The organism is Streptomyces sp. NBC_01276, from assembly GCF_041435355.1.
GTDB lineage: Bacteria > Actinomycetota > Actinomycetes > Streptomycetales > Streptomycetaceae > Streptomyces.
Genome location: NZ_CP108442.1, coordinates 3,573,996 through 3,600,376, shown reverse-complemented (window position 1 = coordinate 3,600,376; position 26,381 = coordinate 3,573,996). Strand labels below are relative to the sequence as shown.

Below are 26,381 nucleotides of genomic sequence, written 5' to 3'. Positions count from 1 at the left end.
CGGGAGCGGGGCGCGGCGGCCGGCGGCGAGGGGCTGGTGCCCGGAGTTACCTGTGGGTAGCGTGCAGCGTCATGGACGCTGAGGACGGGTTCTACGAGCGGATCGGTGCGGGGCGGTTCGTGGCGGGCGAGGCCACGCGCGGGCCGTGGGACGCGGGCTCGCAGCACGCCGGGCCGCCGGCCGCGCTGCTGGCGCGGGAGATCGACGAGCGGGCGGGCGCGCGGGAGGACATGCGGATCGCGCGCGTCACGTACGAGATCCTGCGGCCGGTGCCGATCGGCGGACTGGAGATCACCACGAGCGTGCTGCGGGCGGGCCGCAACACCGAGCTGGTCGAGGCGGCCCTGACGCCCGAGGGCGGTTCCGGGCCGGTGATGCTGGCGCGGGCGCTGCGGATCCGGGTGGCGGGGGAGCCGGTGCCGGCGGTGGTCCCGGGGGCGGTGGTGCCGACTCCGGGGGAGGCGGTGGCGTCGCCGTTCTTCCCGGTGCCGTGGGAGAAGGGGTACCACTCCTCGGTGGAGGCCCGGTTCACGGACGGGTCCTTCACGGAGCCGGGGCCGGGGACCTGCTGGATGCGGATGAGGGTGCCGCTGGTGGCGGGGGAGGAGGTCCGGCCGCTGGACCGGGTGCTGGTGGCCGCCGATTCGGGCAACGGCATCAGCGCGGTCATGGACTTCGGCCGGTTCGTGTTCGTCAACGGCGACCTCACCGTGCACGTGCACCGGCACCCGGTGGGGGAGTGGGTCTGCGTGGAGTCCCGGACGAGCGTGGACGCGGCGGGCATCGGCCTGGCCGACGCCCGGCTGCACGACGAGAAGGGGCCGATCGGGCGGGGGGCGCAGAGCCTGTTCGTCGCGGAGCGCTGAAGCCAATCCCCTTGTGGGCCAGCACAGTCCGTATGGCACTCTCGTGCGGGTGGAGGCGCTGAGAGACAACGACCCGGCCCATATAGGGGCGCAGACGCTGCTGGCCCGGCTGGGGGCCGGGGGCATGGGGCAGGTGTACCTCGGGCGGTCGCCCGGCGGTCGCCTGGTGGCCATCAAGGTGATCAAAGAGGAGATCACCGGGCACCCGGAGGCGCTCGCGCGGTTCCGCCGGGAGGCGGAGACGGTCCGCGCGGTGCGCTCCGCCTACACGGCGAACCTGATCGACGCGTCGCTGGCGGCGCCGCCGTACTGGCTCGCCACCGAGTACGTGGCCGGGCCCACGCTCAGCCACGCGGTGCGCGAGTTCGGGGCCCTGCCCGCCGCCGCCTGCCGCAGGTTGTTCGCCGCGCTGGCGGAGGGGCTGGCGAGCGTGCACGCGTACGGGGTCACGCACCGGGACCTCAAGCCGCAGAACGTCATCCTGGGCGCACAGGGGCCCCAGCTCATCGACTTCGGCATCGCCAAGGGCGTGGCCGAGACGGCTCTGACGCAGGCCGGCTCCGCTCCCGGCACCCCGGGCTACACGGCCCCCGAGGTGCTGCTGCGGGGTGAGGCCGCGGACGCCGCCGACATCTTTGCCCTCGGTGCCACGATCGCCTACGCGGCCACGGGGCGGGCCCCGTACGGCACCGGTGATCCGACGACGGTCAACTTCCGCGCCGTGCACGGGGAGATCGACGTCGCGGGCGTGGAGCCCGAGCTGGCCGAGCTGATCCAGGCCTGCGTGGTGGCGGAGCCGGGCGGCCGGCCCGCCCTCGCCGAGATCATCCGCCGCTGCGCGGTGGACTCGGCGCTGGTCGACGACCCGGTCTACGCCTCGCTCACGGCGACCGCGGGCGGTACGGGCCAGGTCCCGGGGACGCTGCCGTCCACCATCGGGCCGGGATTGCCCGCAGGCACTCCGGGCTACGTGCCGACGTACGTGCCCGCGACCCCGCCCGCCACGGAGCGGACGCGGGCCGTGCCCCGCTGGGCGGTGGCGGTCGTGGCGGGCCTGCTGGTGGGCGGGCTCGGGACGGGCGGGTACCTGCTGCTCCAGGACAAGGAGGACGGCCATGGTGCCCGGGCGGGCGGACCGCCGTCCGGTGGGGCCACGCCGGCGGGCCAGGGCGCGCCCAGCGGTACGGCCTCCTCGCCCTCGGGGCCGCAGGCGTCGGACCCGGCCCCGGGCCCGGCCTCGTCCGGACCGACCGGAGGCTCCGGGTCCGTGCCGGATCACATCGAGCCCGCGACGGTGTCCCGGGACCTGTGGACCGGCACCGCGCCCGGTGAGGGGAGCTGCAACCTGCCGCCGGAGGAGCGGGCGCAGTACCTGGTGGGCTCCGCGGTGGACGCCGCCGACCCCAACGCGAAGGCGGTCGCGGGCAAGGTCAAGATCCATGTGATGCTGAAGCCATATCATCAGGAAAAGGGGCCCTACCTCGTCTCCGTCGGCGTCAAGCCGCCGCACGAGATCGACTCGACGACCCAGCGGCCGTTCGAGAACGTCCGTGACTACAACCGCAGCATCGGCTACACCAGCAAGCCGATCGACCTCACCCAGAAGACCTCCGACGGCGGCGTCTACCTGACCTACCCGGACGACTTCGCCACACAGCTCGTGGACAACGGCGGGAACACGAGGCACTTCCCGGCCATCCCGGTGGCCAACGATCCGGGCGACTGGACCGTGCTCTTCTATCGAGTCCGGGGCCTCAGGGAATACAGCAGCCTCTACTGCACCGGCTTTCCGGTGAAATAACGTCAAGACAGACTGATGAATGCACTGTCAGGCGACCTGTTATGCGGCAGTGTTGACGGGTGCGCAAATTCTGGGTGGCAAGCGGGATCGGGATCGGCGTGTGCCTGGCCTTCGTCGCGCTGCTGGTCGTCGGCACGTACTCGGCGGCGGCGGGTCTCACGAAGGGCGGCAGGCAGGGCGCCGTGGCGCTGGTCAAAGGGGCGGTTCCGGCGATCTACCAGCCGTTGGTGGAGAAGTGGGGAAACCTGTGCCCCGCGCTCAATCCGGCCATGCTGGCGGCCCAGTTGTACACCGAGAGCAACTGGAAGCCCGATGTGGTCAGCCACGCGGACGCGCGCGGTATCGCCCAGTTCATCCCGGAGACCTGGGCCACGTACGGAATCGACGGCGACGGCGACGGTGACCGGGACATCTGGGATCCCAAGGACGCGATCCCTTCGGCCGCCTCGTACGACTGCCAACTGGCCAAGGACGTCGCGGGAGTGCCAGGAGACGCATCGGACAATATGCTCGCCGCCTACAACGCCGGTCCCTACCGGGTCATCAAGGCCGGGGGCGTGCCACCGCTCACCGAGACCCAGGGCTACGTGAAGGCCATCCGTTCCCTGGAGAAGAGCTTCGCCCGGCCCGTCGGCCGGGTGGCGCCGTCGCAGCAGGCCGCCGGGGCCATCTACTTCGCGCAGAAGCAGCTCGGGACGCCCTATCTGTGGGGTGGCAACGGGACGCCCGATCAGAACGGGCGGTTCGACTGCTCCGGGTTGACCAAGGCGGCGTACGAGACCGTGGGGATCGAGCTGCCGCGTGTGGCCAACGACCAGTACAACGCCGGTTCGCACCCCTCGCGGGCGGAACTGCTGCCCGGTGATCTCGTGTTCTTCTCCGACGATCTGACGAACTCTCGGGAGATCCGGCACGTCGGCATGTACGTGGGCGGCGGGTACATGATCAACGCCCCGTACACCGGCGCGGTCATCCGCTTCGACAAGATCGACACTCCCGACTACTTCGGTGCCACGCGGGTGACCAAGGACGGGGCCGCGGCCCTTCCGGAGCGGGCGGCCGCCACTCCGGCGGCCTAGCGACACTCCGTGAACCGCAGGCCTTGAGCTGCGTCGGCGAATCACTCTTGGATAACGTTGGAGTGATCATTCGGTGGAGGGTGGAACGTACCTGCCAGAACGGGCGTTCCATGAACACGAGACTTGATCGGCGGGGGGTTTGGAGGGGCGCACACCGGCGTGCGCCCACAGGGGACCTAGGCAAGCAAGGGGCCGCGTCGCATGGCTGGACTCACAACAGGTGGGCCGAATGTGGATGTCAGCCTGCTGTACGAGATCAACGCCCTGGCCCGGCACGCCCCGGGCTGGTTCGACCGGGGCGTCGCGCTCGTCGGCGGGTACGGGCTGCCGCTGGCCATGGTCCTGCTGGTGCTGTGGTGTTGGCGCGGGGCCCGGCGGCAGGACGAGACGACGGCCGTCGATTCCTTCGCCGCGCTCGTCTGGGCACCGCTCGCCGCCGCCCTCGCGCTGCTCGTGAACGTTCCGCTGCGCGGGTTCGTGGCGCGCCCGCGGCCCTTCGTCCAGCACGAGGGGCTCGAGGTGCTCGGCGGGATGGCCGGCGGGCCGGGAGCCGGGTACTCCTTCGTCAGCGACCACGCCACCCTGATGATGGCCCTCGGCGTCGGGGTGTTCCTGGCGAACCGTCGGCTCGGGCTCGTCGGGATCGGGCTCGCGCTCGCCGAGGGGGTGTGCCGGGTCTACCTCGGTGTGCACTACCCGACCGACGTCATCGGCGGGTTCGCGCTCGGCACCGCCGTCGTGCTGCTCCTCGCGCCCCTCGCCATGGCCGCGCTGACCCCGCTGGTACGGGCGCTCGCGCGCGCCCCGCGGGCGGGGCGGCTCGTCAGGGCCGGGGAACGGGTCGTGGCCCGGCCGGTGGAGCTCGCGCAGCGGCCGGCCGAGAGCGACCTCGCCGCGTAGCGGGGGCAGCGGCGGGAGTGGCGGGAGCGGGCGCGGGCGCGGTCAGCCCGCGTACGAGTTCCACAGCGCGAGCAGGACCGCTGCCAGCAGGCACAGCACCGCCGCCCCGAAGCACAGCCGCACCGCGGCCGGCCGGGGCCGGGGGCGGGGACTCACCGGTCGCCGTCCCCGGCGCCCCCGTCCCCGTGGCCCGCGCCGGAATCCTCCGGGTCGTCACGGCGGTAGCGGGACCGCAGCCACAGGCCGGTGGCCACGGCCGCGGCGGTGGTGACCCCGATCGCCAGTGCCACGTCGCCCGGGCCGTCCGCCGTGCCCACGGGACGGGCCCAGGCCGCCGCGGCCGGGGTGAGCGCGATCAGCAGGGCCCAGAGGAGGGCCGCGAGGCGGGGTGCGGTACCTGGCATGACTCCAGGGCAGCCGGTCCCGGGTCACCCGGCCACCCGGGCCGTCCGAACGGGCGACACACCCGGACGCGGGGCGACCGCGCCGGGGCCCGCACCGCTCCGGGCCCCGCATCGCGCTGGGCCCGTACCCGCGCTGGGCCCGTACCCGCGCTGGGCCCGTACCCGCTCCGGGCTCGCACCCGCTCCGGGTCCCGCATCGTGCCGGGCCCGCCGCGCCAGCGCCCGCACCCGGGCCCGGGTCTAGTCCGCGGTGTGCCGGGTGGCGTCCCTGCGGGCCAGGTCGCGGGAGCGGCGGGCCGGCCCGGTCCATCCGCAGCTGCAGACGGCCAGACAGAAGGAGCCGCGTTCCGCGGTGCTGGTGATGTGGCCGGGCGTCGGCTGCGCGGACTCCACGGGGTGACGCGGAGCTGGCACGGCGGTAAACGGAGGGACCTGAGTCGCCTGGGTGTGCGGATCCACGTCCCCACGGTACCCGGTCGGACCGGGCCCGGTACGGGTCTCGGCCACTCCCCGGCCGTGACGGGAAACCCCGGACCTCGTTAACCGGAGCGGGTGGGGGCCTCGGGCAAACAGCGGTCACGCGTTGGGGGTTGGCAGGCGATGGTGGTGCACCAGCACAGGCGGCGGCGAAGGCGTGCGGGCAGGGCGGTGCTCGCGGTCTGCGTGGCGTTGACCGTCGCCGCCCTCGGCGGATGCGGTGCCGCGAGCGGTACGGGAACCGGAACCGCGGCGGCGGCCGGCGACGACCGGCCGCCGGGGGATCCCGGCGCGGCCGTCCGCGGGGCCGCCGACGCACTCGTGGCCACCGGCAGCGCCCAGGCCCGTACGGCCATGGAGATGGCCACCGGCGGCACCCGGGTCACCATCCGCGGCGAGGGCGGCGTCGACTTCAGGAAGCGGATGGGGCAGCTGCTGGTGATGCTCCCCGCCGACGTGACCGGCAAGCCCGAGCACCGCCCCATCACCGAGCTGCTCGTCCCCGGCGCGCTCTACATGAAGAACCGGGGCGCCGGGGTGCCCGACGACAAGTGGGTGCGGCTCGACACGGCCGCCCTCTCCGACGGGAACCTCGTCACGGGCGGGGCCACCGATCCGCTGGCCGCCGCCGAGCTGCTGCGCGGCGCGCAGGAGGTGACGTACGTGGGGGTCACCGAGGTGTCGGGCACCAAGGTGCGGCACTACCGGGGTACGACGGACATCGGGCGGGCGGCCCAGAGCGCCTCGCCGGGGGTCAAGGGGGCCCTGGAGGCGGCGGCGAAAGGGTTCAGCAAGGACAGCGTGCCCTTCGACGCCTACCTGGACGAGGAGGGGCGCCTGCGGCAGGTCAGGCACCGTTTCACGTACGTCAAGAATGGCGTGATCGATGTCTCCTCGACCACGCTGCTGTACGGGTTCGGCACGCCGGTGACCGTCGTATTGCCCGCAAGCGCGGACATTTATGACGGGAAGATCGCCGAGTAGCCGGTCCGGCGGGCCCGGACGGTGCGTCCGGGCCATGACCCCGCTATCCGGAAATGGTCCATCCGTGTCATGCGCGGAACGACGTGCGGTCCCTACGCTGGGAGGCCGAGCGCCGACGGGCGAGGGCGGCAGAGAGAGGTGACACGCGTGACTCCCGCGGGCGGTACGACGGTGCAGGACCACGTGGCACTCGCCGAGATCGAGCTGTGCGGTGAGCTGATCATCGCGGCCTCGACGGCCGTGGAGGAACGACTGAGTCAGGACCGGATCGACGAGGTCCTGATGGGCATCTGTCTTTAGTGCCTGTTTCCGGTTCCCGGCGGAGCCGCGGGTGCGGCGCCGCCGCCGGGGGTCAGGTGCGCAGGAGGCGGGCGATGGCCTTCGTGGCCTCTTCCACCTTCGCGTCGATCTCGGTGCCGCCCTTGACGGCCGCGTCCGCGACGCAGTGGCGCAGGTGCTCCTCCAGCAGTTGGAGGGCGAAGGACTGGAGGGCCTTCGTGCTCGCCGAGACCTGCGTGAGTATGTCGATGCAGTAGACGTCCTCGTCGACGAGCCGCTGGAGGCCGCGGATCTGGCCCTCGATGCGGCGCAGCCGCTTGAGATGCTCGTCCTTCTGGTGGTGGTAGCCGTGAACGGCTCCGCCCTCGTGGGTCAGGGTGCCGGGGGCGGTGCCCGTCTCGGCTCCGGAGCCCTCCGCCTCGATGGTCGTCATGGGTCCTCCCGTGGTCCGGAATGAGGGATACATACCCCTCATGGGTATAGGGTACTTCGCCCCGGTCCGAGGGACAGGGGTTCGTCCCGCCCACTGTGCCCGATGGAGGACACTGGGGAACCGTGCCGGTTAGCCGTGGCCGGGGGATGCGCCTAGCATCAGCCTGACCGAATCCAATGCACCCCGAGGACCTCACGTGCGATTTCGTCTGACCCCCAGGGAGACGAGCTTCTACGACATGTTCGCCGCATCCGCGGACAACATCGTCACGGGCTCCAAGCTCCTGATGGAACTGCTCGGAGCGGATCCCTCCGCCCGGGCCGAGATCGCGGAGCGGATGCGGGCGGCGGAGCACGCGGGGGACGACGCGACGCACGCGATCTTCCACCAGCTGAACTCCTCCTTCATCACGCCGTTCGACCGTGAGGACATCTACAACCTCGCGTCGAGCCTCGACGACATCATGGACTTCATGGAGGAGGCCGTCGACCTGGTCGTCCTCTACAACGTGGAGGAGCTCCCCAAGGGCGTCGAGCAGCAGATCGAGGTGCTGGCGCGGGCGGCCGAGCTGACCGCGGAGGCCATGCCGCACCTGCGGACCATGGACAACCTCACCGAGTACTGGATCGAGGTCAACCGGCTGGAGAACCAGGCGGACCAGATCCACCGCAAGCTGCTCGCCCAGCTCTTCAACGGCAAGTACGACGCCATCGAGGTGCTGAAGCTGAAGCAGATCGTCGATGTGCTGGAAGAGGCCGCCGACGCGTTCGAGCACGTCGCGAACACGGTGGAGACCATCGCGGTCAAGGAGTCCTGAACCACGTGGACACCTTTGCTCTGATCGTGACCATCGGTGTCGCGCTCGGCTTCACCTATACGAACGGCTTCCACGACTCGGCGAACGCGATCGCCACCTCCGTCTCGACGCGGGCCCTGACGCCGCGCGCGGCGCTGGCGATGGCCGCGGTGATGAACCTCGCCGGTGCCTTCCTGGGCAGTGGCGTGGCCAAGACGGTCAGTGAGGGCCTGATCGAGACGCCCCACGGCAACCGGGGCATGTGGATCCTCTTCTCGGCTCTGGTCGGCGCGATCGTCTGGAACCTGATCACCTGGTACTTCGGCCTGCCCTCGTCCTCCTCGCACGCGCTGTTCGGCGGGATGGTGGGCGCGGCCCTGGCCGGCGGGACCGAGGTCATCTGGTCCGGGGTGCTCGACAAGGTCGTCATCCCGATGTTCCTCTCCCCGGTGGTCGGCCTCATCGTCGGTTACCTGGTCATGGTCACCATCCTGTGGATGTTCCGCCGGGCCAACCCGCACAAGGCCAAGCGCGGCTTCCGCATAGCGCAGACGGTGTCGGCGGCCGGCATGGCGCTGGGCCACGGCCTCCAGGACGCCCAGAAGACGATGGGCATCGTGGTGATGGCCCTGGTCATCGCCGACGTGCAGGACGCGGGCGCGCCGATCCCGATCTGGGTCAAGATCGTCTGTGCCGTGATGCTGTCGCTGGGCACCTACGCGGGCGGCTGGCGCATCATGCGCACCCTCGGCCGCAAGATCATCGAGCTGGACCCGCCGCAGGGATTCGCGGCGGAGACCACCGGTGCCTCGATCATGTTCGGCTCAGCCTTCCTCTACCACGCGCCGATCTCCACCACCCACGTGATCACCTCGGCGATCATGGGCGTGGGCGCGACCAAGCGCGTCAACGCGGTCCGCTGGGGCGTGGCCAAGAACATCATCCTGGGCTGGTTCATCACCATGCCGGCCGCCGCCCTGGTGGCGGCGCTCAGCTTCTGGATCGTGGACCTCGCCTTCGTGTAGCGCGCGGGTACGAAAGCGGGCCGGCTCCCCCCACCCAGGGGGAGCCGGCCCTTTTCTTTCGCCTTGCGGTGGCACCGCCATGCAGCACCGCAGGACGTGCGGGTCACGCGGCGGAGCCGCATGAGGTCTGGTCCGGTCTAGCCGAAGCGGCCGGAGATGTAGTCCTCGGTCGCCTGGACGGACGGGTTGGAGAAGATCCGGTCCGTGTCGTCGATCTCGATCAGCTTGCCCGGCTGGCCGACGGCGGCCAGGTTGAAGAAGGCGGTGCGGTCCGAGACGCGGGCGGCCTGCTGCATGTTGTGCGTCACGATGACGATCGTGAAGCGCTCCTTCAGCTCGCCGATCAGGTCCTCGATGGCGAGGGTGGAGATCGGGTCCAGGGCCGAGCAGGGCTCGTCCATCAGCAGGACCTGGGGCTCGACCGCGATGGCGCGGGCGATGCACAGGCGCTGCTGCTGGCCGCCGGAGAGGCCGGAGCCCGGCTTGTTCAGACGGTCCTTGACCTCGTTCCAGAGGTTGGCGCCCTGGAGGGACTTCTCCACGATGTCGGTCAGCTCGGACTTCTTGTAGCGGCCGTTCAGGCGCAGGCCCGCCGCCACGTTGTCGAAGATCGACATGGTGGGGAACGGGTTCGGGCGCTGGAAGACCATGCCGACCGTGCGGCGCACCGCGACGGGGTCCACGCCGGTGCCGTAGAGGTTCTCGTCGTCCAGCAGCACCTTGCCCTCGACACGGCCGCCGGGGGTGACCTCGTGCATGCGGTTCAGGGTGCGCAGGAAGGTGGACTTGCCGCAGCCGGAGGGGCCGATGAAGGCGGTCACGGAGCGCGGCTCCACGGTCATCGAGATGTCATCGATGGCCTTGTGGGTGCCGTAGAAGGCGGACAGTCCGCTGACGTCGATTCGCTTCGCCATGAGGGGTCACTTCGCTTTCAGGGGGTCGCGTCAGCGACCGGTCTTCGGGGCCTTCCAGCGGGCGATGCCGCGGGCCACCAGATTGAGGATCATGACGAAGGCGATCAGGACGAGCGCTGCGGCCCATGCCCGGTCGTAGGAGGCGTCACTGCCGACCTTGTACTGCTCCCAGATGTACAGGGGGAGCGAGGACTGAGCACCTTCGAAGGGGTTGCCGTTGATCAGCTGGGTGCCGAAGACCAGGAGCATGATCGGGGCGGTCTCGCCGGCGATGCGGGCGACGGCCAGCATCAGGCCCGTGGCGATGCCGCCGATGGCGGTGGGGAGCACGACCTTCAGGATCACGCGCCACTTCGGTACGCCGAGGGCGAGGGCGGCCTCGCGCAGCTCGTTCGGGACGAGCTTGAGCATCTCCTCGGTGGAGCGGACCACGACGGGCATCATCAGGATCGACAGGGCCATCGCGCCGGCGAAGCCGGAGGGGCCGAAGCCGAGCGCCAGGTTCCAGGTCGTCAGGATGAACAGGCCCGCGACGATGGAGGGGATGCCGGTCATGACGTCGACGAAGAAGGTCACGGCCTTGGCGAGCTTGCCCTTGCCGTACTCGACCAGGTAGACGGCGGTCAGCAGGCCGATCGGCGCGGCGATCAGGGCGGCCAGGGCGACCTGCTCGATGGTGCCGAGCAGCGCGTGGTAGACGCCGCCGCCCGGATCGAAGCTGGTGACGCCGTTCATCGAGTGGGTGAGGAAGTCGGCGCTGAACGCCTTCAGGCCCCGGCTGACGGTGATCCAGATCAGCGAGAGCAGCGGGATGACCGCGAGGACGAACGAGACCCACACGAGGGAGGTCGCGATCCGGTCCTTGGCCTGGCGGCGGTTCTCGACCACCGCGCTGGCGGTGTACGTGATCACGACGAACAGGATCGAGGCGATCAGGCCCCACTGGACCTTGCTGTCGAGGCCGGCGACGGCGCCGATGCCGCAGCCGAGGGCGATCGAGAGGGCCGCGATGCCGGCCGGGGCCCAGCGGGGCAGGCCGCCGCGGGTCAGGCGGGCGGGGGCGGCGGACTTGTGGGCCGGGGCCGGCCGCTGGTCCTGGAGTGCGTGGCTCATCAGGCGTTCGCCCCCGAGAAGTCCTTGCGTCGGGCGATGATCAGCCGGGCTGCGCCGTTGACCAGCAGGGTGAGCAGGAAGAGCACCAGGCCGGAGGCGATCAGGGCGTCGCGGCCGAACTCGTTGGCCTCGTCGAACTTCGCGGCGATGTTCTGCGCGAACGTGCCGCCGCCCGGGTCGAGGATGTGGCCGGAGATCAGGAAGCTCGGGGAGAGGACCGTGGCGACGGCCATGGTCTCGCCGAGGGCGCGGCCGAGGCCGAGCATCGAGGCGGAGATGACGCCGGAGCGGCCGAAGGGCAGCACCGACATGCGGATGACCTCCCAGCGGGTCGCGCCGAGGGCCAGGGCGGCCTCCTCGTTCATGCGCGGGACCTGGAGGAAGACCTCGCGGCTGACGCTGGTCACGATCGGCAGGATCATGATCGCGAGCAGGATGCCGACGGTGAAGAGCGAGCGGGCGACGCCGACCTGGGTCTTGTCGAAGACGTAGGTCCAGCCGAGGTACTCGTCGAGCCAGAGGTTCAGCCCGTTCAGCTGCGGCACCAGGAAGAGGGCGCCCCAGATGCCGTAGATGATCGAGGGCACGGCGGCCAGCAGGTCGACCACGTACGCGATGGGGGCGGCCAGCCTGCGCGGCGCGTAGTGCGAGATGAAGAGGGCGATGCCGACCGCGATCGGAACCGCGATGGCCATCGCGATGATCGAGCTGACGACGGTGCCGAAGAGCAGGACGGCGATGCCGAAGACGGGAGGGTTCGCCGACGCGTTCCAGTCGAAGGTGGTGAGGAAGTTCCCCTCGTTCTTCGACAGGGCGATCGAGGCGCGGTAGGTGAGGAAACCGGCGATCGACGCCATGATCACCAGGAGCAGGATGCCGGAGCCCTTGGAGAGCCCCGCGAAGATCTTGTCACCGGCGCGGCCGGTGGACCTTCCGCTCTTGGTGACCGGCGGAGCCTGGTCTATCTGCGTGGGTGTGGTGGAAACCATGGTCTTTCCGGTCTTGGTGGGGGGCAATGCCCCCTGGCGGCGGTGCACCGGATCCCCTGGGTGGAGGGGAGGGGCCTCCGGGCCGGGCCGATCGGACGGGATCGGCCCGGGCCCCGAGGCTCAGTGGTTCAGGACAGCGAGTTGATGGCGTCGCGGACCTTGGTGATGATCTCGGCCGGGATCGGCGCGTAGCCGTTGTCGGAGAGGACCTTCTGGCCCGCGTCCGAGGCGGTGTAGTTCAGGAAGGACTTCACGGTCGGCAGGGTCTCGGCCTTGTTGCCCTTGTCGCAGACGACCTCGTACGTCACCAGGACGATCGGGTACGCACCCTCGGCCTTGGTGGTGTAGTCGAGCTTCAGCGCCAGGTCGGAGCCGGTGCCGGCGATCTTGGCGGCGGCGATGGCCTTGGAGGCGCTCTCGGAGGAGGCCTTCACCGGGGCGGCCGCGCCGGTGTTGATGTCGACGGTCTTGATGTTCTGCGAGCTGGCGTAGGAGAGCTCGAAGTAGCCGATCGCGCCGTCAACGGCCTTGACCTGCGAGGCGACACCGGCGGAGCCGGAGGCGGCCTGGCCACCGGGGGCCGGCCACTTCTTGGCGGCCTCGTACGTCCAGGCGTCGGGAGCGGCGGCCTTGAGGTACTTGCCCAGGTTCTCGGTGGTGCCGGAGTCCTCGGAGCGGTGGAACGCCTGGATCGCGGTGGAGGGAAGCGTGACGCCGGGGTTCAGCTTCTTGATCGCCTCGTCGTCCCACTTCTTGATCTTGTCGTTGAAGATGTTGGCGATCGTGGCGGCGTCCAGGTTCAGCTTGTCCACACCGGCGACGTTGAAGCCGAGCGCGATCGGGCCGCCGACCATCGGCAGGTCGATGCCCTGACCGCCGGTGCAGACCTTCTTCGACTCCTCGACGGCGTCGGGCTTCAGCGCGGAGTCCGAGCCCGCGAAGCCGACCGTGCCCTGGTTGAAGGCGACGATGCCCTCGCCGGAGGAGGAGGACTTGTAGTTCACCTCGACGCCGGAGCAGGCGGCCATGTAGTTCTTCACCCACAGGTCGACCGCGTTCTTCTGCGCGGATGAGCCGGAGGCGAGGAGCTTGCCCTTGGCACCGTCGCACTTGACGTCACCCGGGGCCGGGGCGGAGGCCTTCGTGGTGCCACCGGCGTCGGTCTTCGTGTTGTCGTCCGAGCCGCACGCCGTGAGGACCAGGGCGCCGGACACGACAAGCGCCCCGAGGGCGGAGGCACGAAGCATGTTCTTGCGCTGAAGCTTCACTTTTCGGGAGTTCCTTCCAGAAGCCGCCGGCCGCTTTCTGTATCGGGGCGGCGTGCGAAGAGGACTACGGGTCGTGTGGTGCGGGTGCCCTGCTTTTTCCAGCGGCTCGCACCGTGCGGTACTGAAATTAGGCAGAACAGGTGAAGCGGTCGACGGGGGTTGGTGAACGGACGGTGAACCATGGCGGACGGCCCGGTGCGGTTGGGGTGGTTTGTACCTGGGCGCAATCGGGCGTTATCCGCCCGTTATCCCGCCGTGACCTTCTCGGGCCGCCGGTGGGGGTGGCCGGAATTCGCCGTGCCGCCGCTGGGGCGGGGACCGGTGCGGTGAGGTCCGCCGTGCGGTGACGTCCGCCGTTCGGTGATGCCCGTGGTGCGGTGACGCCTGTGGTGTGGTGGCGTCCGCCGTTCGGTGACGTCCGCAGTGCGGAGGGGCCCCTGCGCACAAGGGTCCTTCATCCACCCTTCCACCGTTTCGCCTGCCCCGCCCGGCCCGGGGCGTGCCGGCCCGTGTCGGGCCCGCCCGCCCGGATCCGGGCGGGCGGGGCGGGGGCCGGGGGCGTCAGGAGGCCGTGGAGGCCGTGGGGACCGGGTGCCAGATGTGGTGGAACGAGAGGCGGGCCGCCAGGGCCGCGTGGCGCTGGTCGGCGTGGAGGACGCCCAGGGCGTAGGCCGTGGCCGGGGCGATCCGGGGCGTGCGGGCGGCCGTCGCCGAGGCGGTGGCGGCCTCGGAGGCGTCGCGGTGCACGTCCAGCGCCCGGCCCGCCGCCGCGAGCCGGGTCACGTCCCCGCCGAGCGCCTCCCGCGCGTACCGGTGGACCCGCAACAGGCGGCGCACCTCGTGCCAGGAGCCGTCCGCGTGCGCCGAGTACGGGGTGCTCTCGCCGGTGTCGGGCAGGGCGGCGACGGCCGTGCCCAGCCGGTCCTCGGTGACCGCCGCGAGCGGCACCAGGACCTCCTCCACCCGGCCCCGCGCCGCGACCGCGTCGAGCGGCACCTCCGAGGCCAGCACGGCGACGGCGTCGGCGACCGCGTGGAAGCGGGAGGAGCCGAGCGCGTGGAGGGTCGCGGAGTGGGCGCGGGTGCGCGCCAGCGTGAGCTGGCGCTCCAGCAGGGCGCCCGCGCGCGCGGAGCCCACGGTGAGGGCCCCCGCGGAGGTCCCGTTGCCGCGGGGCACCGGGACCTCGGGCGACGCGGAGAGCCGTTGCAGGGCCTCCATGAGGCGGGACAGCCGGGCGGCGTACGCGTGCTCGTCGGCCAGGGTGGAGGAGAGCCAGACGAGCTCGGTGCGCAGGGAGTCCGCCCACGCCGACTCGGTCACCACCCGGAACGTGCCCAGCGACCCCGCGATACGGCGCGCGGCCCCCCGCAGGCCGCGCGCCGCCTCGCTGCTTTCCGCCGCGTCGGACCCGCTTTCCTCGTGCACGCGCAACCCCCGCAGGAACGCGGTGGCCTGGGAGCGCAGGTACGCGCCGAGCACGTCACCTGCGGTCGGGTCATGGTTTGGCTGAGCCACGCCGGCGCCTCCGGGCGTCTATGAGCATCTCCTGAACGTGCCGCAGCGGCTGGCCCTCGGCGTCGGTGCTGTGCCGGGTCCATTCGCCGTCCGGTCCCAGGTGCCAGGAGGAGGTGGCGTCGGACATGCCCGTCTCCAGCATCCGGTCCAGGGCCGCGCGGTGGGCGGGGTCGGTGACCCTGACCAGTGCCTCGATGCGGCGGTCGAGGTTGCGGTGCATCATGTCGGCGCTGCCGATCCACACCTCGGGCTCGCCGCCGTTGCCGAAGGCGAAGACCCGGGAGTGCTCCAGGAAGCGGCCGAGGATCGAGCGGACCCGTATGTTCTCCGACAGCCCCGGGACCCCGGGCCGTACGGCACAGATGCCGCGGACCCAGATGTCGACCGGGACGCCCGCCCGGGAGGCCCGGTACAGGGAGTCGATGAGGGCCTCGTCGACGATCGAGTTCATCTTGAGGCGGACGGACGCCGGGCGGCCGGCCCGGTGGTGGTCGGCCTCCTTCTCGATGCGCGAGACGAGTCCGTCGCGCAGGGACTTGGGGGCGGTCAGCAGACGGCGGTAGGTCTCGCGCCGGGAGTAGCCGGACAGCCGGTTGAACAGGTCGGAGAGGTCCGCTCCGACCTGCGGGTCGGCGGTGAGCAGGCCGAGGTCCTCGTACAGGCGGGCGGTCTTGGGGTGGTAGTTGCCGGTGCCGACGTGGCTGTAGCGGCGCAGGGTGTCGCCCTCCTGGCGGACGACGAGCGAGAGCTTGCAGTGGGTCTTGAGGCCGACCAGGCCGTAGACCACGTGGCAGCCGGACTCCTCCAGCTTGCGCGCCCACTTGATGTTGGCCTGCTCGTCGAAGCGGGCCTTGATCTCGACGAGCACGAGGACCTGCTTGCCGGATTCGGCGGCGTCTATCAGGGCGTCGACGATCGGGGAGTCACCCGAGGTGCGGTACAGCGTCTGCTTGATCGCGAGGACGTCCGGGTCGGCGGCGGCCTGTTCCAGGAAGGCCTGCACGGAGGTGGAGAAGGAGTCGTACGGGTGGTGGAGCAGCACGTCGCGCTCGCGCAGCGCGGCGAAGATGTCGGGCGCGGACGCGGACTCCACCTCGGCGAGGTCACGGTGGGTGCCGGCGACGAACTTCGGGTACTTGAGCTCGGGCCGGTCGAGGGAGGAGATCCCGAAGAGGGCCGTCAGGTCGAGCGGGCCGGGCAGCGGGTACACCTCGGCGGCGGAGATCTTCAGTTCCTGGACGAGGAGGTCCAGGACGCCGGGGTCGATGGACTCCTCGACCTCCAGGCGCACCGGCGGGCCGAAGCGGCGCCGCATGAGTTCCTTCTCCAGGGCCTGGAGGAGGTTCTCGGCGTCGTCCTCCTCCACTTCGAGGTCCTCGTTGCGGGTCACGCGGAACATGTGGTGCGCGAGCACCTCCATGCCGGGGAACAGCTCCTCCAGGTGCGCGGCGATGACGTCCTCCAGCGGGACGTAGCGCTGCGGGGAGGCCTCCAGGAAGCGGGACAGGAGCGGCGGGACCTTGACGCGGGCGAAGTGGCGGTGGCCGCTGACGGGGTTGCGCACGACGACGGCCAGGTTCAGCGACAGGCCGGAGATGTACGGGAACGGGTGCGCGGGGTCCACGGCCAGCGGGGTGAGCACCGGGAAGATCTGGTTGCGGAACAGGGTGAAGAGGCGGGCCTGCTCCTTCTCGGTGAGGTCGGGCCACCGGATGAGGTGGATGCCCTCCTCGGCGAGCTGCGGGGCGATGTCCTGCTGGTAGCAGGCGGCGTGCCGGGCCATGAGCTCGCGCGAGCGGGTCCAGATCAGGTCCAGCACCTCACGGGGCTGGAGGCCCGAGGCCGAACGGGTGGCGACGCCGGTCGCGATGCGGCGCTTGAGGCCGGCGACGCGGACCATGAAGAACTCGTCGAGGTTGCTCGCGAAGATCGCCAGGAAGTTCGCGCGCTCCAGCAGCGGGGTGGCCGGGTCCTCGGCGAGTTCGAGGACGCGCTCGTTGAAGGCGAGCCAGCTGCGTTCGCGGTCGAGGAAGCGGTTCGCGGGCAGCTCGCCGCTGTCGTCCCTGTCCTCGTAGGCGTCGAGATCGGCGTCGAGGTCGGGATCGAGGTCCGCCGCGTGGGGGCGGTGCGCGGCTATGGAGCCGAGGCGTGCCCTCGTCCTGGCCGTCTGCGCCTGGGCCTCGGCCTTGGCCTGCGCCGGTGTCTGCGCGACGGACGGCCGGGTGAGGGCAGACGCGGGGGCCGCGGCATCGGAGGGGCCGGTGGGGCCGGTGGTGGCGGCGTTGCGGGACGGCTGCTGGGCGGGGACCTCGGTGGGGCCCGCGGGGCTCGCGCTCGGCTGGTGGCTCATGTCTCCATTCTTCCGCGCACGGGGGAGGACAGGCGCGTCGGAAGTGTCCGCCGTCAGGCGGAGGCGGGGCTGCATGTCCGGAGACTGGCAAGCGCGTCTTAATGCCCGGTTAATGGCGTATGGCTTCCTGGCTCCGGCTGGCGCACGGCTGGGGCGGGGCGGGGGTGAGGGTGGGCGGGGTCGGGGGGCGGCGGGACTTTGGCTGGTCCGTGTCAGGGAGGGTTTGGGGGTTTCCCGTCAGTCTCATCGTCCTTCCGCGTCGGGCCGGGCTGTCAAGGGCGCTCCCTTCGGTCGCGTCGCTTCGCGATGGCCTTCGGCCACCCTTGACAGCCCGTCCCGCCAGGGAATGCCAAAGACTGCCGGGAAACCCCCAAAAGAACGGTCCACGGGGGAAGCGAGGGAGGGGCGGGCATCCCAGAGATGCGCGAGCCATCTCCGCCCAGTCCCGCATTCGGGCCCCGAATGGCCATCGGTCCACGGGCCGGGCGTCCAGACCGCCCGACACGACGACCAGAGCGCCCGGCAGGCCCCGCACGCGTCAGATCGCTACGCGCTTCACTCGGCACAGCGTCCGGCGGCCGTCTGGGGCTGGACATAAGCCGCCCATGGCCCGGGGGCTCCATCCATCACGCGAGCGCGGGTTGTTTGTCCCGTTTCGTGGGATGGATGGGCTTCGGAGGGGCGCTGGTGCTGCCTGTCGGACTCTGAGGACGACAAAGTCGTCCTCAGAGTCCGACAAGACGTCTCATGGGTGGAGGGAGGGCCCTCGGGTGTTGGGAAGGGCCCTCGGGTGTTGGGAAGGGTCTTTCGCGGCCAGGGAAGGGCTCGTCATGGGCTGGGATGAAGGCCCCCAGGCCCTTTCGGCTTCTCTGGGGGCCTTAGGCATGTTGGGGTGTCCGGAGGGCGCCATTCGGCCGTCAGCCGCCCGCCAAGCGCACCAACGGGCTGCTTGGGCGGCTTATGTCCAGCCACAGACGGCCGCCGGACGCCATGCCGTGCGAAGCGCGTAGCGATCCGATGCGCCTGCCGTCCTGAAGTCATTGCCGGACGGTCTGGTCGCCGTGTCGTGTGGGCTGGCGGCACCCGGCCCGGAATCAGGGGGATGTCGGCCCGTATCTCAGGTCCGCCCAGGCGGGGAGGGGTCGCACATCTCTGGGATGCCCGCCCCTCGAAGATCTCCCCGTGGACCGTTCTTTTGGGGGTTTCCCGGCAGTCTTTGGCATTCCGTGGCGGGACGGGCTGTCAAGGGTGGCCGAAGGCCATCGCGAAGCGACGCGACCGAAGGGAGCGCCCTTGACAGCCCGGCCCGACGCGGAAGGACGATGAGACTGACGGGAAACCCCCAAACCCTCCCTGACACGGACCAGCCAAAGTCCCGCCGCCCCCCGACCCCGAACAGCCGCCCGCCCCTCAGCTCTCCGTGCGGTACATGAGGTCCACCTCGTGCGTCGTGAAGCCGAGGCCTTCGTAGACCGCCAGGGCCGCCGGGTTGTCGGCGTCGACGTAGAGCATCGCCGTGGGCAGGCCCGACGCGGCCAGGTGGTGGAGGCCGATCGCGGTCAGGGCCTTGCCGAGGCCGCCGCCCTGTGCGCCGGGGCGGACGCCGACCACGTAGACCTCGCCTAGCTGCTCCTCCGCGTGGACCTTCGTCCAGTGGAAGCCGATCAGCTCGCCCTCCCGCTCCGCGAGGAAGAAGCCCTTCGCGTCGAACCACGGCTGCGCCATGCGGTCGTCCAGGTCGCGCTGCGTGAGCGCGCCCTGTTCCGGGTGGTGGGCGAAGGCGGCGGCGTTGGCGGCGAGCCAGGCGGTGTCGTCCTCGCCGGGCACGAAGGTGCGGACCGTCACGCCGGGCGGGAGGGCGGCCTCGGGCAGGCCGGCCGCTCCGGGGCCCAGGGGGCGGCGCAGCTGGCGCAGTTCGCGGAAGAGGGTCAGGCCGAGGACCTGTGCCAGGTGCCGGGCGGCGGACTTGCCGCCGTGCGCCCACACCCGGATCCGCTTGCCGGAGGCGTGCAGCAGGGCGGAGCCCAGGGCCCGGCCGTGGCCGCGCCCGCGCAGCGCGGGGTGCACGACGAGCTCGGCGGCGGGGGCCTCCACCGGGTCGGTGTCCTCCAGTTGTCCGTATCCGGCGAGGCGGCCGGCGTCGGTCAGGAGGAAGTGGCGGATCCCCTCGCGCGGGCCGCCGCGCAGCTGCAGGCGGCCCTGTTCGGAGACGGCGGTGGTGCCGTCGCTGCGGGCCGCTTCGTGGATGAGGTCCAGTACGGATGCGGCCTGTTCCTCCGTCAGCTCGTCGAGGATCTCGATGTGCCGTCCCGGCTCCAGGGCCGCTGCTGCGTCAGTCATGCTCTGAGCCTACGACCGCCGCCCGGGGTTGGGGCCTTCCGCAGGTCCGGGCCCCGTGGGTTCCTGGACGCGGACACGAGCGCGGCCGGAGTGCCGGACGGCTGTGCGTAACCAGCTCGCAACCCGATACCCCCTGTCGTGCTACGCGCGTTGACAATAGGCTGCGGCGGACCTCCCAAGTTGTCTCGCTGTCCACAAAGGGGAATAAATGTCAGCGAAGCCACAACGGCACCGCACTGCCCGCCGGTTGACCCTGTCCGCCCTCGCCCTCACGGCCGGGGCCGGGGCGATGGTCGCCGCCGCACTGCCGGCCGGTGCCGCGAGTGGCGGCGGTGCGGCTCCGGGCCGCACCGTCGACGTACAGATGCTGTCGTTCAACGATTTCCACGGCACGCTGGAGCCCCCGCAGGGCTCCTCCGGCACCGTGACCGAACGTCAGGCAGACGGCACCACCAAGGCGATACCCGCGGGCGGGGCCGAGTACCTCGCGACCGCGCTGCGCGATGCCCGCAAGGGCCACGACTACTCCGTCACGGCCGCGGCCGGGGACATGATCGGCGGCAGCCCGATGCTGTCCGGTCTCTTCCACGACGAGCCGACCGTCGAGGCCCTCAACAAGATGAAGCTCGACGTGACGAGCGTGGGCAATCACGAGTTCGACGAGGGCAAGACCGAGCTGCGCCGCATGGCGTACGGCGGCTGCCACCCGGTCGACGGCTGCTTCGAGTACGGCAAGGAGTACACGGGCGCCCAGTTCCAGTACCTGGCGGCGAACGTCACGGACGAGAAGACCAAGCGTCCGCTGATGTCGCCCACCTTCATCTGGAAGAAGGGGGACGTGAAGATCGGCTTCATCGGCGTCACCCTGGAGGGCACCCCGGACGTCGTGACCGCCGACGGGGTCAAGGGCCTCAAGTTCGGCGATGAGGTCGAGACGATCAACAAGTACGCGGCCGAGCTGAACAAGCAGGGCGTGAAGTCGATCGTCGCGCTGATCCACGAGGGCGGTCTGCCCGCGAGCGGCGCGTACAACTACGACTGTGACGCCCCGGGCGCGGGCGCCGGCATCTCGGGTGCCATCGTCGACATCGCCAAGAACGTCGACCCGAAGGTCGACGCGCTGGTGACCGGCCACACGCACCAGGCGTACTCCTGCAACATCCCGGACCCGGCGGGCAACCCGCGCACGGTCACCTCGGCCGCCTCGTATGGCCGGTTGTTCACGGACACCACGCTGACCTACGACCGGCAGACCAAGGACATCGTCCGTACGCCGGTCAAGTCGCCGAAGCCGGTCAACAAGGTCGTCAGCCGGGACCTGCCCAAGGCCCCGGACATGACCGAGCTGATCACCCGCTGGAACGCGCTGGCGGCCCCGGTCGCGAGCCGTCCGATGGGCTACATCTCCGCCGACATCGCGGGCCGCGGCTCCGAGGCGCCGGAGAAGCCGCTCGGTGACCTGATCGCCGACGCGCAGCTGGACGCCACGTCCCCCGCCGACCGGGGCGGCGCGCAGCTGGCCATCATGAACCCGGGCGGCATCCGTGCCGACCTGGCGTACAAGGCCGCGGGCGCCGAGGGCGACGGCGTGGTGACGTACGGCGAGTCCTACACGGTCCAGCCGTTCAACAACCTGATGAACGTGGTCGACCTGACGGGCGCGCAGCTGATCACCGCGCTCCAGCAGCAGGTCAGTGGCACGGTCAACGGCCCGAACCCGAAGATCCTCCAGGTGTCGAAGGGCTTCACGTACACCCTGGACATGACGAAGTCGGGCGCGGACCGGATCGTCGTGGACTCGGTGCGGCTGAACGGCGCGGCGATCGACCCCGCGAAGACCTACCGGGTCGCGATGAACGAGTTCCTCGCGGGCGGCGGTGACGGCTTCACCGTCCTGAAGGACCACAAGAACAAGCTGGTCGGCATCCCCGACCTGGAGGCCTTCAACAACCTCCTGGCGAAGTCCTCGGCCGCGGCCCCGATCGCCCCGCCGGCGGCGGACCGGATCACGGTCGTCAAGTAGGTCGGGCAACACCCGCGTACAGCGCGCCCGGAGGGGCGGTGGGCCGTTCGGCCCGCCGCCCCTCCGGCGTTTTCGCGGCGCGTCGGCCGCACGCGGCTACAGCGTCGCGAGGAACTTCGCGACGGCCTCCTGGAAGCCCTCCGGGTTCGTGAACGGCACGAAGTGGTCCCCCTCCAGGGGCGTGTACGAGGTCCCGGGCCGCCGGGAGACCATCGCGTCGGCCTGTGCCTGCGGGAGCGACGTGCTGCGGACGCCGTGGACCAGTACGGCCGGGCACGCGCTCCCGAGCCAGGCGTCCCAGTGGTCGCCGCGGCAGGCCTCGACGGAGTCGAGCATGTCCTGGGGGTGGAACGGGAGCCGCCAGCCCCCCTCGGGCAGCGGGCGCAGCGCCTCGGCGACGAACTGGGAGCCGATCGGCCCGGCCGCGGCGAGGAGTTCCTCCCGGGTGGGCGCGGAGTACCGCATGCCCCGCAGGAAGTCCATCCACGCGCCGTCGGCGGGGTTGATCTCGACGGCGGCCTCGATGTCGACGAGCGCCGAGATCCGGTCGGGGTGGGCGGCGGCCAGGTGGACGGCGTTGAGCCCGCCGAGGGAGTAGCCGAGGAGGGCGACGGGCGCGTCCAGTCCGAGGTGGTCGAGGAGTGCGACGGCGTCGGCGACGTATCCGGCGCGGCTGTAGTCGGGGGCCCGGTCGGAGTCGCCGTGGCCGCGCTGGTCGGGGGCGATGACCCGCCACGCGTCGCCCAGGGCCTCGGCGAGGCCGGCGAAGGCGAGGCCCTCGGACATGCCCCCGTGCAGGGCGAGGAGCGGGCGGCCCGGGCCGCCGAAGTCCAGGTACGACAGCGTGCGGTCGTCGATCGTCAGCGTGTGGCGCATGGTTCCGCTCTCCCCTGTGTGTCCTGCGTCTGTCCTGCGGTGACGTGATCAAGACTGCCAGCATTTGGGCAAGCGCGCAATACGCTTGTCTTGGGCGCACGCCCAAAACGTTGGCGCGGATACGATCCCGGCATGGGAAATCGCGAGGACCTGCTGGCCGGAGCGCGCCGCTGCCTGGAGGAGAAGGGGTACGCGCGCACGACCGTGCGCGACATCGCCTCGGCGGCGCGGGTGAGCATGGCCGCGATCGGCTACCACTTCGGATCGCGCGAGGCCCTGCTCAACCAGGCGCTGTTCGCGGCCATCGACGAATGGGCCGCCGGCTCGGGCCGGCTCGCCGGGCAGGGCGCCACCCCCGAGGAGCGCTACGCCGACACCTGGGACCGCAAGAGCCGCGACTTCCTCGACATGCGCTGGCTCTGGCTCGCGAACATCGAGGCCTTCGTGCACGCCCAGTCCTCGCCCGAGCTGCTCGCCGCGCTGGCGGAGGGGCAGCGCGCGTCCCGGCGCATGGTCGCCGCGCAACTGGCCGGGGTGTCCGAGGAAGCGGTCGCGCAGGAGGACGTACGGGCCCTCGGATCGGTGCACCTCGCGCTGCTCAGCGGGGTGATGGTGCAGGCCCTGACCGATCCGGAGCAGGCACCGACCGGACGCGAACTCGTCCGCGGGCTGCGCAGGATGGTGGAACTGCTCGAAGAATCCGTGCCTACCGACGGGTAGTGAAGGCCGGTCCGCGCAGGCCATAATCCCGTCCCGACAGCGGAGCGGCGAAGGGGCGGGCATGGCACTGCACAGGCGGGCGTTTCTGACCGGAGCGACGGCGGTGGGCGCCGCGGCGTTCGCGGGACTCGGGGCGGCGGCCCCCGCGTCCGCGAGAACCCTCGGTACCCAGGACTGGATGGCCGGCCTCGCCGACTCCACCCCGCTCCAGCGGATGACCATCCCCGGCACCCACGACTCGGGCGCCACCAAGGGCGGGCTCTACGTCGCCTGCCAGAACACCTCGATCGCCCAGCAGCTCGACTCCGGGATCCGGTTCCTGGACGTCCGCTGCCGGGTGACGGGCGGCTCCCTCGCCATCCACCACGCGGCCTTCTTCCAGGACCTGATGTTCGGGGACGTCCTCGTGGCCTGCTGGAACTTCCTCTCCGCGCACCCCTCCGAGACCGTCCTGATGCGCGTCAAGCAGGAGTACTCCGAGGAGAGCGACGCCACCTTCCGCGCCGTGTTCGACGACTACCTCGACCACCGCGGCTGGCGCCCGCTCTTCCGCATCGCCGACACCCTGCCCGCCTCGCTGGGCCAGGCCCGCGGGAAGGTGGTGCTCCTCGCCGACAACGGCGGCCTGCCCGGCCTGCGCTACGCCGACGGCAACGTCTTCGACGTCCAGGACGACTGGAACGCCGAACCCTTCGCCAAGCGCGGCAAGATCGAGGACCAGTTCCGCAAGGCCGTCGGGCAGCCCGGCAAGCTGTTCGTGAACTACGTCAGCACCTCGGCCTACATGCCGCCGCGCTGGAACTCCGACCGGCTCAACCCGCAGGTCCAGTCCTTCGTCGACGGCGGCGAACTGGCCGGCCGCACCGGCCTCGGCATCGTCCCCCTGGACTTCCCCAACACCCGCTCGGGCCTGGTCGCCTCACTGATCCGGCACAACTGACGCGGTCGACGGCGGCGGCGTCGGGGCGCCCGGCAGGCGCAGCACCGCCTCCGTGCCCCGGCCCCCGTCGGCCGCGGCGCGCAGCACGGCGGTGCCGCCCGCCCGCTGGACCGTACGGGCCACGATGGACAGGCCCAGCCCGCTGCCGGGCAGCGCGCGGGCCGACGGGGACCGCCAGAACCGCTCGAAGACGTACGGGAGGTCCTCGGCCGGGATGCCCGGTCCGTGGTCCCGTACCGTCAGCTCGCCCGCGCGCAGCGAGACCTCGACGGCCGCGCCCGGCGGGCTGAACTTCACGGCGTTGTCGAGGACGTTGACCACCGCCCGCTCCAGCGCCGCCGCCTCGCCCCGTACGTACCAGGGCTCCAGCGCGGAGGTGAAGACCAGCTCCGGGCCGCGCAGCCGGACCCGGGACAGCGCGGCGGCCGCGGTCTCGTGCAGGGCCACCACCCCGAGCGGGGCGTGCGGGGCCGCGTCCGGGCGGGAGAGCTCCTGGAGGTCTCCGATCAGCGCGGCCAGCTCCGTCATCTGCGCCTTCACGGAGGCCAGCAGCTCGCGCCGGTCGTCCGGCGGGATGGCCCGGCCGGTCTCCTCGCTGCGCGCGAGCAGCTCGATGTTGGTGCGCAGGGACGTCAGCGGGGTCCGCAGTTCGTGGCCGGCGTCGGCGATCAGCTGGGCCTGGCGTTCCTGGGAGGAGGCCAGGGCCGCCGTCATGGAGTTGAAGGAGCGCGACAGGCGGGCGATCTCGTCGTCCCCCTGGTCGGGGATCCGTACGGTCAGGTCCTCGGTCCGGGCGATGTGTTCGACGGCGCCGGTCAGTTCGTCCACCGGCCGCAGCCCCGTCCGGGCCACCCACAGCCCGGCGGCCCCGGCGCCGACCACTCCGACGCCGCTGACCAGCAGCAGCACCCAGGCCAGCGTGGACAGGGGCTTCTCCACGTCGCCCAGCGGCTTGGCGATGGAGACGCCGAAGGCGGGCCCGGCCGGGTTGGCCTGGAGGGTGTACACGCGCATGTCGACGCCGTCGGGGGTGGTCACGTCGTGCAGGACGGGCTTGGCCTCCACGTCCGCCGCGACCTGCCGGTCGGTGCCGGTCACGGGCAGGTCGGGCTGCCCGCCCACCCAGCAGCGGGTGCCGTCGGACAGGACGATCTGCACGGTCGCGTTCAGGTTCCCCGCGATCTGCTGCGTGGGCTTGGGCGGCTGGACGACGCAGCCCTCCCGCAGGGTCCGCGCGACCTGCGCGCTGACGTTCGTCGACATCAGGGAGCGGTCGAGCTGGTCGCGCAGCTGGGTGCGCACCATCACCCAGGCGACGGCGGCGACGGCCGCCACCGCCACCGCCACCGCGACCGCCACCAGCAGCGCGAGCCGCGAGCGCAGCGGCAGCGCGCGGAATCTGGCGGCCGGGCTCACTCGGGGCCGCCCTCGCCGGCGCGCAGGACGTACCCGACCCCGCGCACGGTGTGGACGAGGCGGGGCTCTCCGCCGGCCTCGGTCTTGCGGCGCAGGTACATCACGTACACGTCCAGGGAGTTGGAGCTGGGCTCGAAGTCGAAGCCCCACACGGTCTTCAGGATCTGCTCGCGGGTCAGGACCTGGCGCGGGTGCGCGAGGAACATCTCCAGCAGGGTGAACTCGGTCCGGGTCAGTTCCACGGCGCGGTGGCCCCGGGTGACCTCGCGGGTGGTGAGGTCCATGCGCAGGTCGCCGAAGGACAGGACGTCGGCGGAGCTCTCCGGGGCGGCGGAGGGGGCGGCGTAGGAGCTGCGGCGCAGCAGGGCGCGGACGCGTGCGAAGAGCTCGTCCAGCTCGAAGGGCTTGACGAGGTAGTCGTCGGCGCCCGCGTCCAGGCCGGTGACGCGGTCGCCGACGGTGTCGCGGGCGGTCAGCATCAGGATCGGGGTGACGCTGCCGGACGCGCGCAGCCGGCGGGCCGCGGTCAGGCCGTCCATCCGGGGCATCTGGATGTCCAGGACGATCAGGTCCGGGGCGTACGTGGCCGCCTGGTCGAGGGCGTCGAGCCCGTCGACCGCCGTCCGGGTCCCGTAGCCCTCGAAGGCGAGGCTGCGGCGCAGGGCCTCACGGACGGCCGGCTCGTCGTCGACGACGAGGATGCGCTGCGGTTCGCCTTCGGCGGCGTTCATCGGCGGGTCCCTGGGTGGTGGTCGTGGTGGTGTCCGCGGGGTGGCGGCCGCGGTCGCGGTCGCGCCCGGGGGCGTGGGCGGCGGACGTGCGGGATCCGTCCCGCGGAGGTCCGCCCCCAGCGTCGCACGGGAGCACCGCGGC

General features: G+C 71.5%; 24 protein-coding genes. 11 read left to right on the top strand and 13 right to left on the bottom strand.

The annotated features are described in order from the left end of the window. The first annotated feature begins 71 nt into the window (after nt 1-71). The 4 genes from OG295_RS15810 (at nt 72) to OG295_RS15795 (ending at nt 4,646) form a co-directional block, all read left to right on the top strand. Complete coding sequence (locus OG295_RS15810; protein ID WP_371677461.1) at nt 72-866, top strand: thioesterase family protein; 795 nt, start codon at nt 72-74, stop codon at nt 864-866. Between the two features lie 49 nt (nt 867-915). After that, complete coding sequence (locus tag OG295_RS15805) at nt 916-2,667, top strand: protein kinase (protein WP_371677460.1); 1,752 nt, start codon at nt 916-918, stop codon at nt 2,665-2,667. A gap of 59 nt (nt 2,668-2,726) precedes the next feature. Continuing rightward, on the top strand, nt 2,727-3,746 hold the full coding sequence (locus OG295_RS15800; RefSeq protein WP_030240565.1) for an NlpC/P60 family protein: 1,020 nt from the start codon (nt 2,727-2,729) through the stop codon (nt 3,744-3,746). Between the two features lie 201 nt (nt 3,747-3,947). Then, nucleotides 3,948-4,646: a phosphatase PAP2 family protein gene (locus OG295_RS15795; RefSeq protein ID WP_371677459.1), complete on the top strand. Its 699-nt coding sequence runs from the start codon at nt 3,948-3,950 to the stop codon at nt 4,644-4,646. 152 nt (nt 4,647-4,798) lie between these two features. Here the strand turns inward: OG295_RS15795 and OG295_RS15790 are convergent, their stop codons facing one another. Next, a complete protein-coding gene (locus tag OG295_RS15790; RefSeq protein ID WP_371677458.1) occupies nt 4,799-5,050 on the bottom strand; it encodes a hypothetical protein in 252 nt (83 codons plus the stop codon). Between the two features lie 240 nt (nt 5,051-5,290). After that, entirely contained in the window at nt 5,291-5,464 is a 174-nt protein-coding gene (locus tag OG295_RS15785) for a hypothetical protein (RefSeq protein WP_371681428.1), read from the bottom strand. A gap of 186 nt (nt 5,465-5,650) precedes the next feature. Here OG295_RS15785 and OG295_RS15780 point away from each other — a divergent pair, with 186 nt between their 5' ends. Both OG295_RS15780 and OG295_RS15775 read left to right on the top strand, forming a co-directional pair. Beyond that, nucleotides 5,651-6,511, top strand: a complete 861-nt coding sequence (locus OG295_RS15780) for a hypothetical protein (RefSeq protein WP_371677457.1) — start codon at nt 5,651-5,653, stop codon at nt 6,509-6,511. Nucleotides 6,512-6,658: 147 nt separating this feature from the next. Continuing rightward, complete coding sequence (locus OG295_RS15775) at nt 6,659-6,811, top strand: hypothetical protein (protein ID WP_167456795.1); 153 nt, start codon at nt 6,659-6,661, stop codon at nt 6,809-6,811. A gap of 52 nt (nt 6,812-6,863) precedes the next feature. Here OG295_RS15775 and OG295_RS15770 read toward each other — a convergent pair whose 3' ends face one another. After that, the gene (locus tag OG295_RS15770) at nt 6,864-7,223 is read right to left on the bottom strand and encodes a metal-sensitive transcriptional regulator (protein WP_030240557.1); all 360 of its coding nucleotides are present in this window, start codon (nt 7,221-7,223) and stop codon (nt 6,864-6,866) included. A gap of 196 nt (nt 7,224-7,419) precedes the next feature. Between OG295_RS15770 and OG295_RS15765 the strand changes: the two genes are divergently transcribed. Then, nucleotides 7,420-8,040, top strand: a complete 621-nt coding sequence (locus OG295_RS15765) for a DUF47 domain-containing protein (RefSeq protein WP_030240555.1) — start codon at nt 7,420-7,422, stop codon at nt 8,038-8,040. 5 nt (nt 8,041-8,045) lie between these two features. Further along, nucleotides 8,046-9,044 carry an anion permease gene (locus OG295_RS15760; protein ID WP_371677456.1) on the top strand — a complete coding sequence of 333 codons (999 nt, stop codon included), beginning with the start codon at nt 8,046-8,048 and terminating at the stop codon, nt 9,042-9,044. Between the two features lie 137 nt (nt 9,045-9,181). Here the strand turns inward: OG295_RS15760 and pstB are convergent, their stop codons facing one another. The 7 genes from pstB to mshD form a co-directional block, all read right to left on the bottom strand. After that, nucleotides 9,182-9,958, bottom strand: coding sequence for a phosphate ABC transporter ATP-binding protein PstB (gene pstB / locus OG295_RS15755; RefSeq protein WP_266840607.1), 777 nt, complete (start codon nt 9,956-9,958; stop codon nt 9,182-9,184). Nucleotides 9,959-9,988: 30 nt separating this feature from the next. Continuing rightward, the gene (pstA, locus tag OG295_RS15750; protein ID WP_371677455.1) at nt 9,989-11,071 is read right to left on the bottom strand and encodes a phosphate ABC transporter permease PstA; all 1,083 of its coding nucleotides are present in this window, start codon (nt 11,069-11,071) and stop codon (nt 9,989-9,991) included. Beyond that, nucleotides 11,071-12,060 carry a phosphate ABC transporter permease subunit PstC gene (gene pstC / locus OG295_RS15745; protein WP_371677454.1) on the bottom strand — a complete coding sequence of 330 codons (990 nt, stop codon included), beginning with the start codon at nt 12,058-12,060 and terminating at the stop codon, nt 11,071-11,073. The genes pstA and pstC overlap by 1 nt, the downstream gene beginning before the upstream one ends. 128 nt (nt 12,061-12,188) lie before the next feature. After that, nucleotides 12,189-13,328, bottom strand: a complete 1,140-nt coding sequence (gene pstS, locus OG295_RS15740; protein ID WP_371677453.1) for a phosphate ABC transporter substrate-binding protein PstS — start codon at nt 13,326-13,328, stop codon at nt 12,189-12,191. A 561-nt stretch (nt 13,329-13,889) separates the two neighbouring features. Then, on the bottom strand, nt 13,890-14,843 hold the full coding sequence (locus OG295_RS15735; RefSeq protein WP_371677452.1) for a CHAD domain-containing protein: 954 nt from the start codon (nt 14,841-14,843) through the stop codon (nt 13,890-13,892). Beyond that, on the bottom strand, nt 14,824-17,193 hold the full coding sequence (locus tag OG295_RS15730) for an RNA degradosome polyphosphate kinase (protein WP_371677451.1): 2,370 nt from the start codon (nt 17,191-17,193) through the stop codon (nt 14,824-14,826). Before OG295_RS15730 ends, OG295_RS15735 begins: the two co-directional genes overlap by 20 nt. Nucleotides 17,194-18,603: 1,410 nt before the next feature. Continuing rightward, the gene (gene mshD / locus OG295_RS15725) at nt 18,604-19,533 is read right to left on the bottom strand and encodes a mycothiol synthase (protein ID WP_371677450.1); all 930 of its coding nucleotides are present in this window, start codon (nt 19,531-19,533) and stop codon (nt 18,604-18,606) included. Nucleotides 19,534-19,741: 208 nt separating this feature from the next. Here mshD and OG295_RS15720 point away from each other — a divergent pair, with 208 nt between their 5' ends. Further along, complete coding sequence (locus OG295_RS15720) at nt 19,742-21,556, top strand: bifunctional UDP-sugar hydrolase/5'-nucleotidase (RefSeq protein ID WP_371677449.1); 1,815 nt, start codon at nt 19,742-19,744, stop codon at nt 21,554-21,556. Nucleotides 21,557-21,652: 96 nt separating this feature from the next. On the opposite strand, the gene OG295_RS15715 is transcribed toward OG295_RS15720, so the two are convergent. After that, on the bottom strand, nt 21,653-22,432 hold the full coding sequence (locus tag OG295_RS15715; protein WP_371677448.1) for an alpha/beta fold hydrolase: 780 nt from the start codon (nt 22,430-22,432) through the stop codon (nt 21,653-21,655). Nucleotides 22,433-22,564: 132 nt separating this feature from the next. On the opposite strand from OG295_RS15715, the gene OG295_RS15710 reads away from it, so the two are divergent. After that, complete coding sequence (locus tag OG295_RS15710) at nt 22,565-23,152, top strand: TetR/AcrR family transcriptional regulator (protein WP_371677447.1); 588 nt, start codon at nt 22,565-22,567, stop codon at nt 23,150-23,152. Between the two features lie 61 nt (nt 23,153-23,213). Next, entirely contained in the window at nt 23,214-24,092 is an 879-nt protein-coding gene (locus tag OG295_RS15705; protein WP_371677446.1) for a phosphatidylinositol-specific phospholipase C, read from the top strand. On the opposite strand, the gene OG295_RS15700 is transcribed toward OG295_RS15705, so the two are convergent. After that, on the bottom strand, nt 24,072-25,508 hold the full coding sequence (locus OG295_RS15700; protein WP_371677445.1) for a sensor histidine kinase: 1,437 nt from the start codon (nt 25,506-25,508) through the stop codon (nt 24,072-24,074). The two genes, OG295_RS15705 and OG295_RS15700, sit on opposite strands and share 21 nt — an antisense overlap. Further along, on the bottom strand, nt 25,505-26,239 hold the full coding sequence (locus OG295_RS15695) for a response regulator transcription factor (protein ID WP_371677444.1): 735 nt from the start codon (nt 26,237-26,239) through the stop codon (nt 25,505-25,507). The genes OG295_RS15700 and OG295_RS15695 overlap by 4 nt, the downstream gene beginning before the upstream one ends. Nucleotides 26,240-26,381 lie beyond the last annotated feature (142 nt).

What these genes read in the sequence shown, in the direction of transcription:
- OG295_RS15810 (WP_371677461.1), top strand. Translation starts at nt 72, where the DNA reads ATGGACGCTGAGGACGGGTTCTACGAGCGGATCGGTGCGGGGCGGTTC.
- OG295_RS15795 (WP_371677459.1), top strand. Translation starts at nt 3,948, where the DNA reads ATGGCTGGACTCACAACAGGTGGGCCGAATGTGGATGTCAGCCTGCTG.
- OG295_RS15790 (WP_371677458.1), bottom strand. Translation starts at nt 5,050, where the DNA reads ATGCCAGGTACCGCACCCCGCCTCGCGGCCCTCCTCTGGGCCCTGCTG.
- OG295_RS15780 (WP_371677457.1), top strand. Translation starts at nt 5,651, where the DNA reads ATGGTGGTGCACCAGCACAGGCGGCGGCGAAGGCGTGCGGGCAGGGCG.
- OG295_RS15770 (WP_030240557.1), bottom strand. Translation starts at nt 7,223, where the DNA reads ATGACGACCATCGAGGCGGAGGGCTCCGGAGCCGAGACGGGCACCGCC.
- pstB (WP_266840607.1), bottom strand. Translation starts at nt 9,958, where the DNA reads ATGGCGAAGCGAATCGACGTCAGCGGACTGTCCGCCTTCTACGGCACC.
- pstA (WP_371677455.1), bottom strand. Translation starts at nt 11,071, where the DNA reads ATGAGCCACGCACTCCAGGACCAGCGGCCGGCCCCGGCCCACAAGTCC.
- pstC (WP_371677454.1), bottom strand. Translation starts at nt 12,060, where the DNA reads ATGGTTTCCACCACACCCACGCAGATAGACCAGGCTCCGCCGGTCACC.
- OG295_RS15730 (WP_371677451.1), bottom strand. Translation starts at nt 17,193, where the DNA reads ATGAGCCACCAGCCGAGCGCGAGCCCCGCGGGCCCCACCGAGGTCCCC.
- mshD (WP_371677450.1), bottom strand. Translation starts at nt 19,533, where the DNA reads ATGACTGACGCAGCAGCGGCCCTGGAGCCGGGACGGCACATCGAGATC.
- OG295_RS15720 (WP_371677449.1), top strand. Translation starts at nt 19,742, where the DNA reads ATGTCAGCGAAGCCACAACGGCACCGCACTGCCCGCCGGTTGACCCTG.
- OG295_RS15715 (WP_371677448.1), bottom strand. Translation starts at nt 22,432, where the DNA reads ATGCGCCACACGCTGACGATCGACGACCGCACGCTGTCGTACCTGGAC.
- OG295_RS15710 (WP_371677447.1), top strand. Translation starts at nt 22,565, where the DNA reads ATGGGAAATCGCGAGGACCTGCTGGCCGGAGCGCGCCGCTGCCTGGAG.
- OG295_RS15705 (WP_371677446.1), top strand. Translation starts at nt 23,214, where the DNA reads ATGGCACTGCACAGGCGGGCGTTTCTGACCGGAGCGACGGCGGTGGGC.
- OG295_RS15695 (WP_371677444.1), bottom strand. Translation starts at nt 26,239, where the DNA reads ATGAACGCCGCCGAAGGCGAACCGCAGCGCATCCTCGTCGTCGACGAC.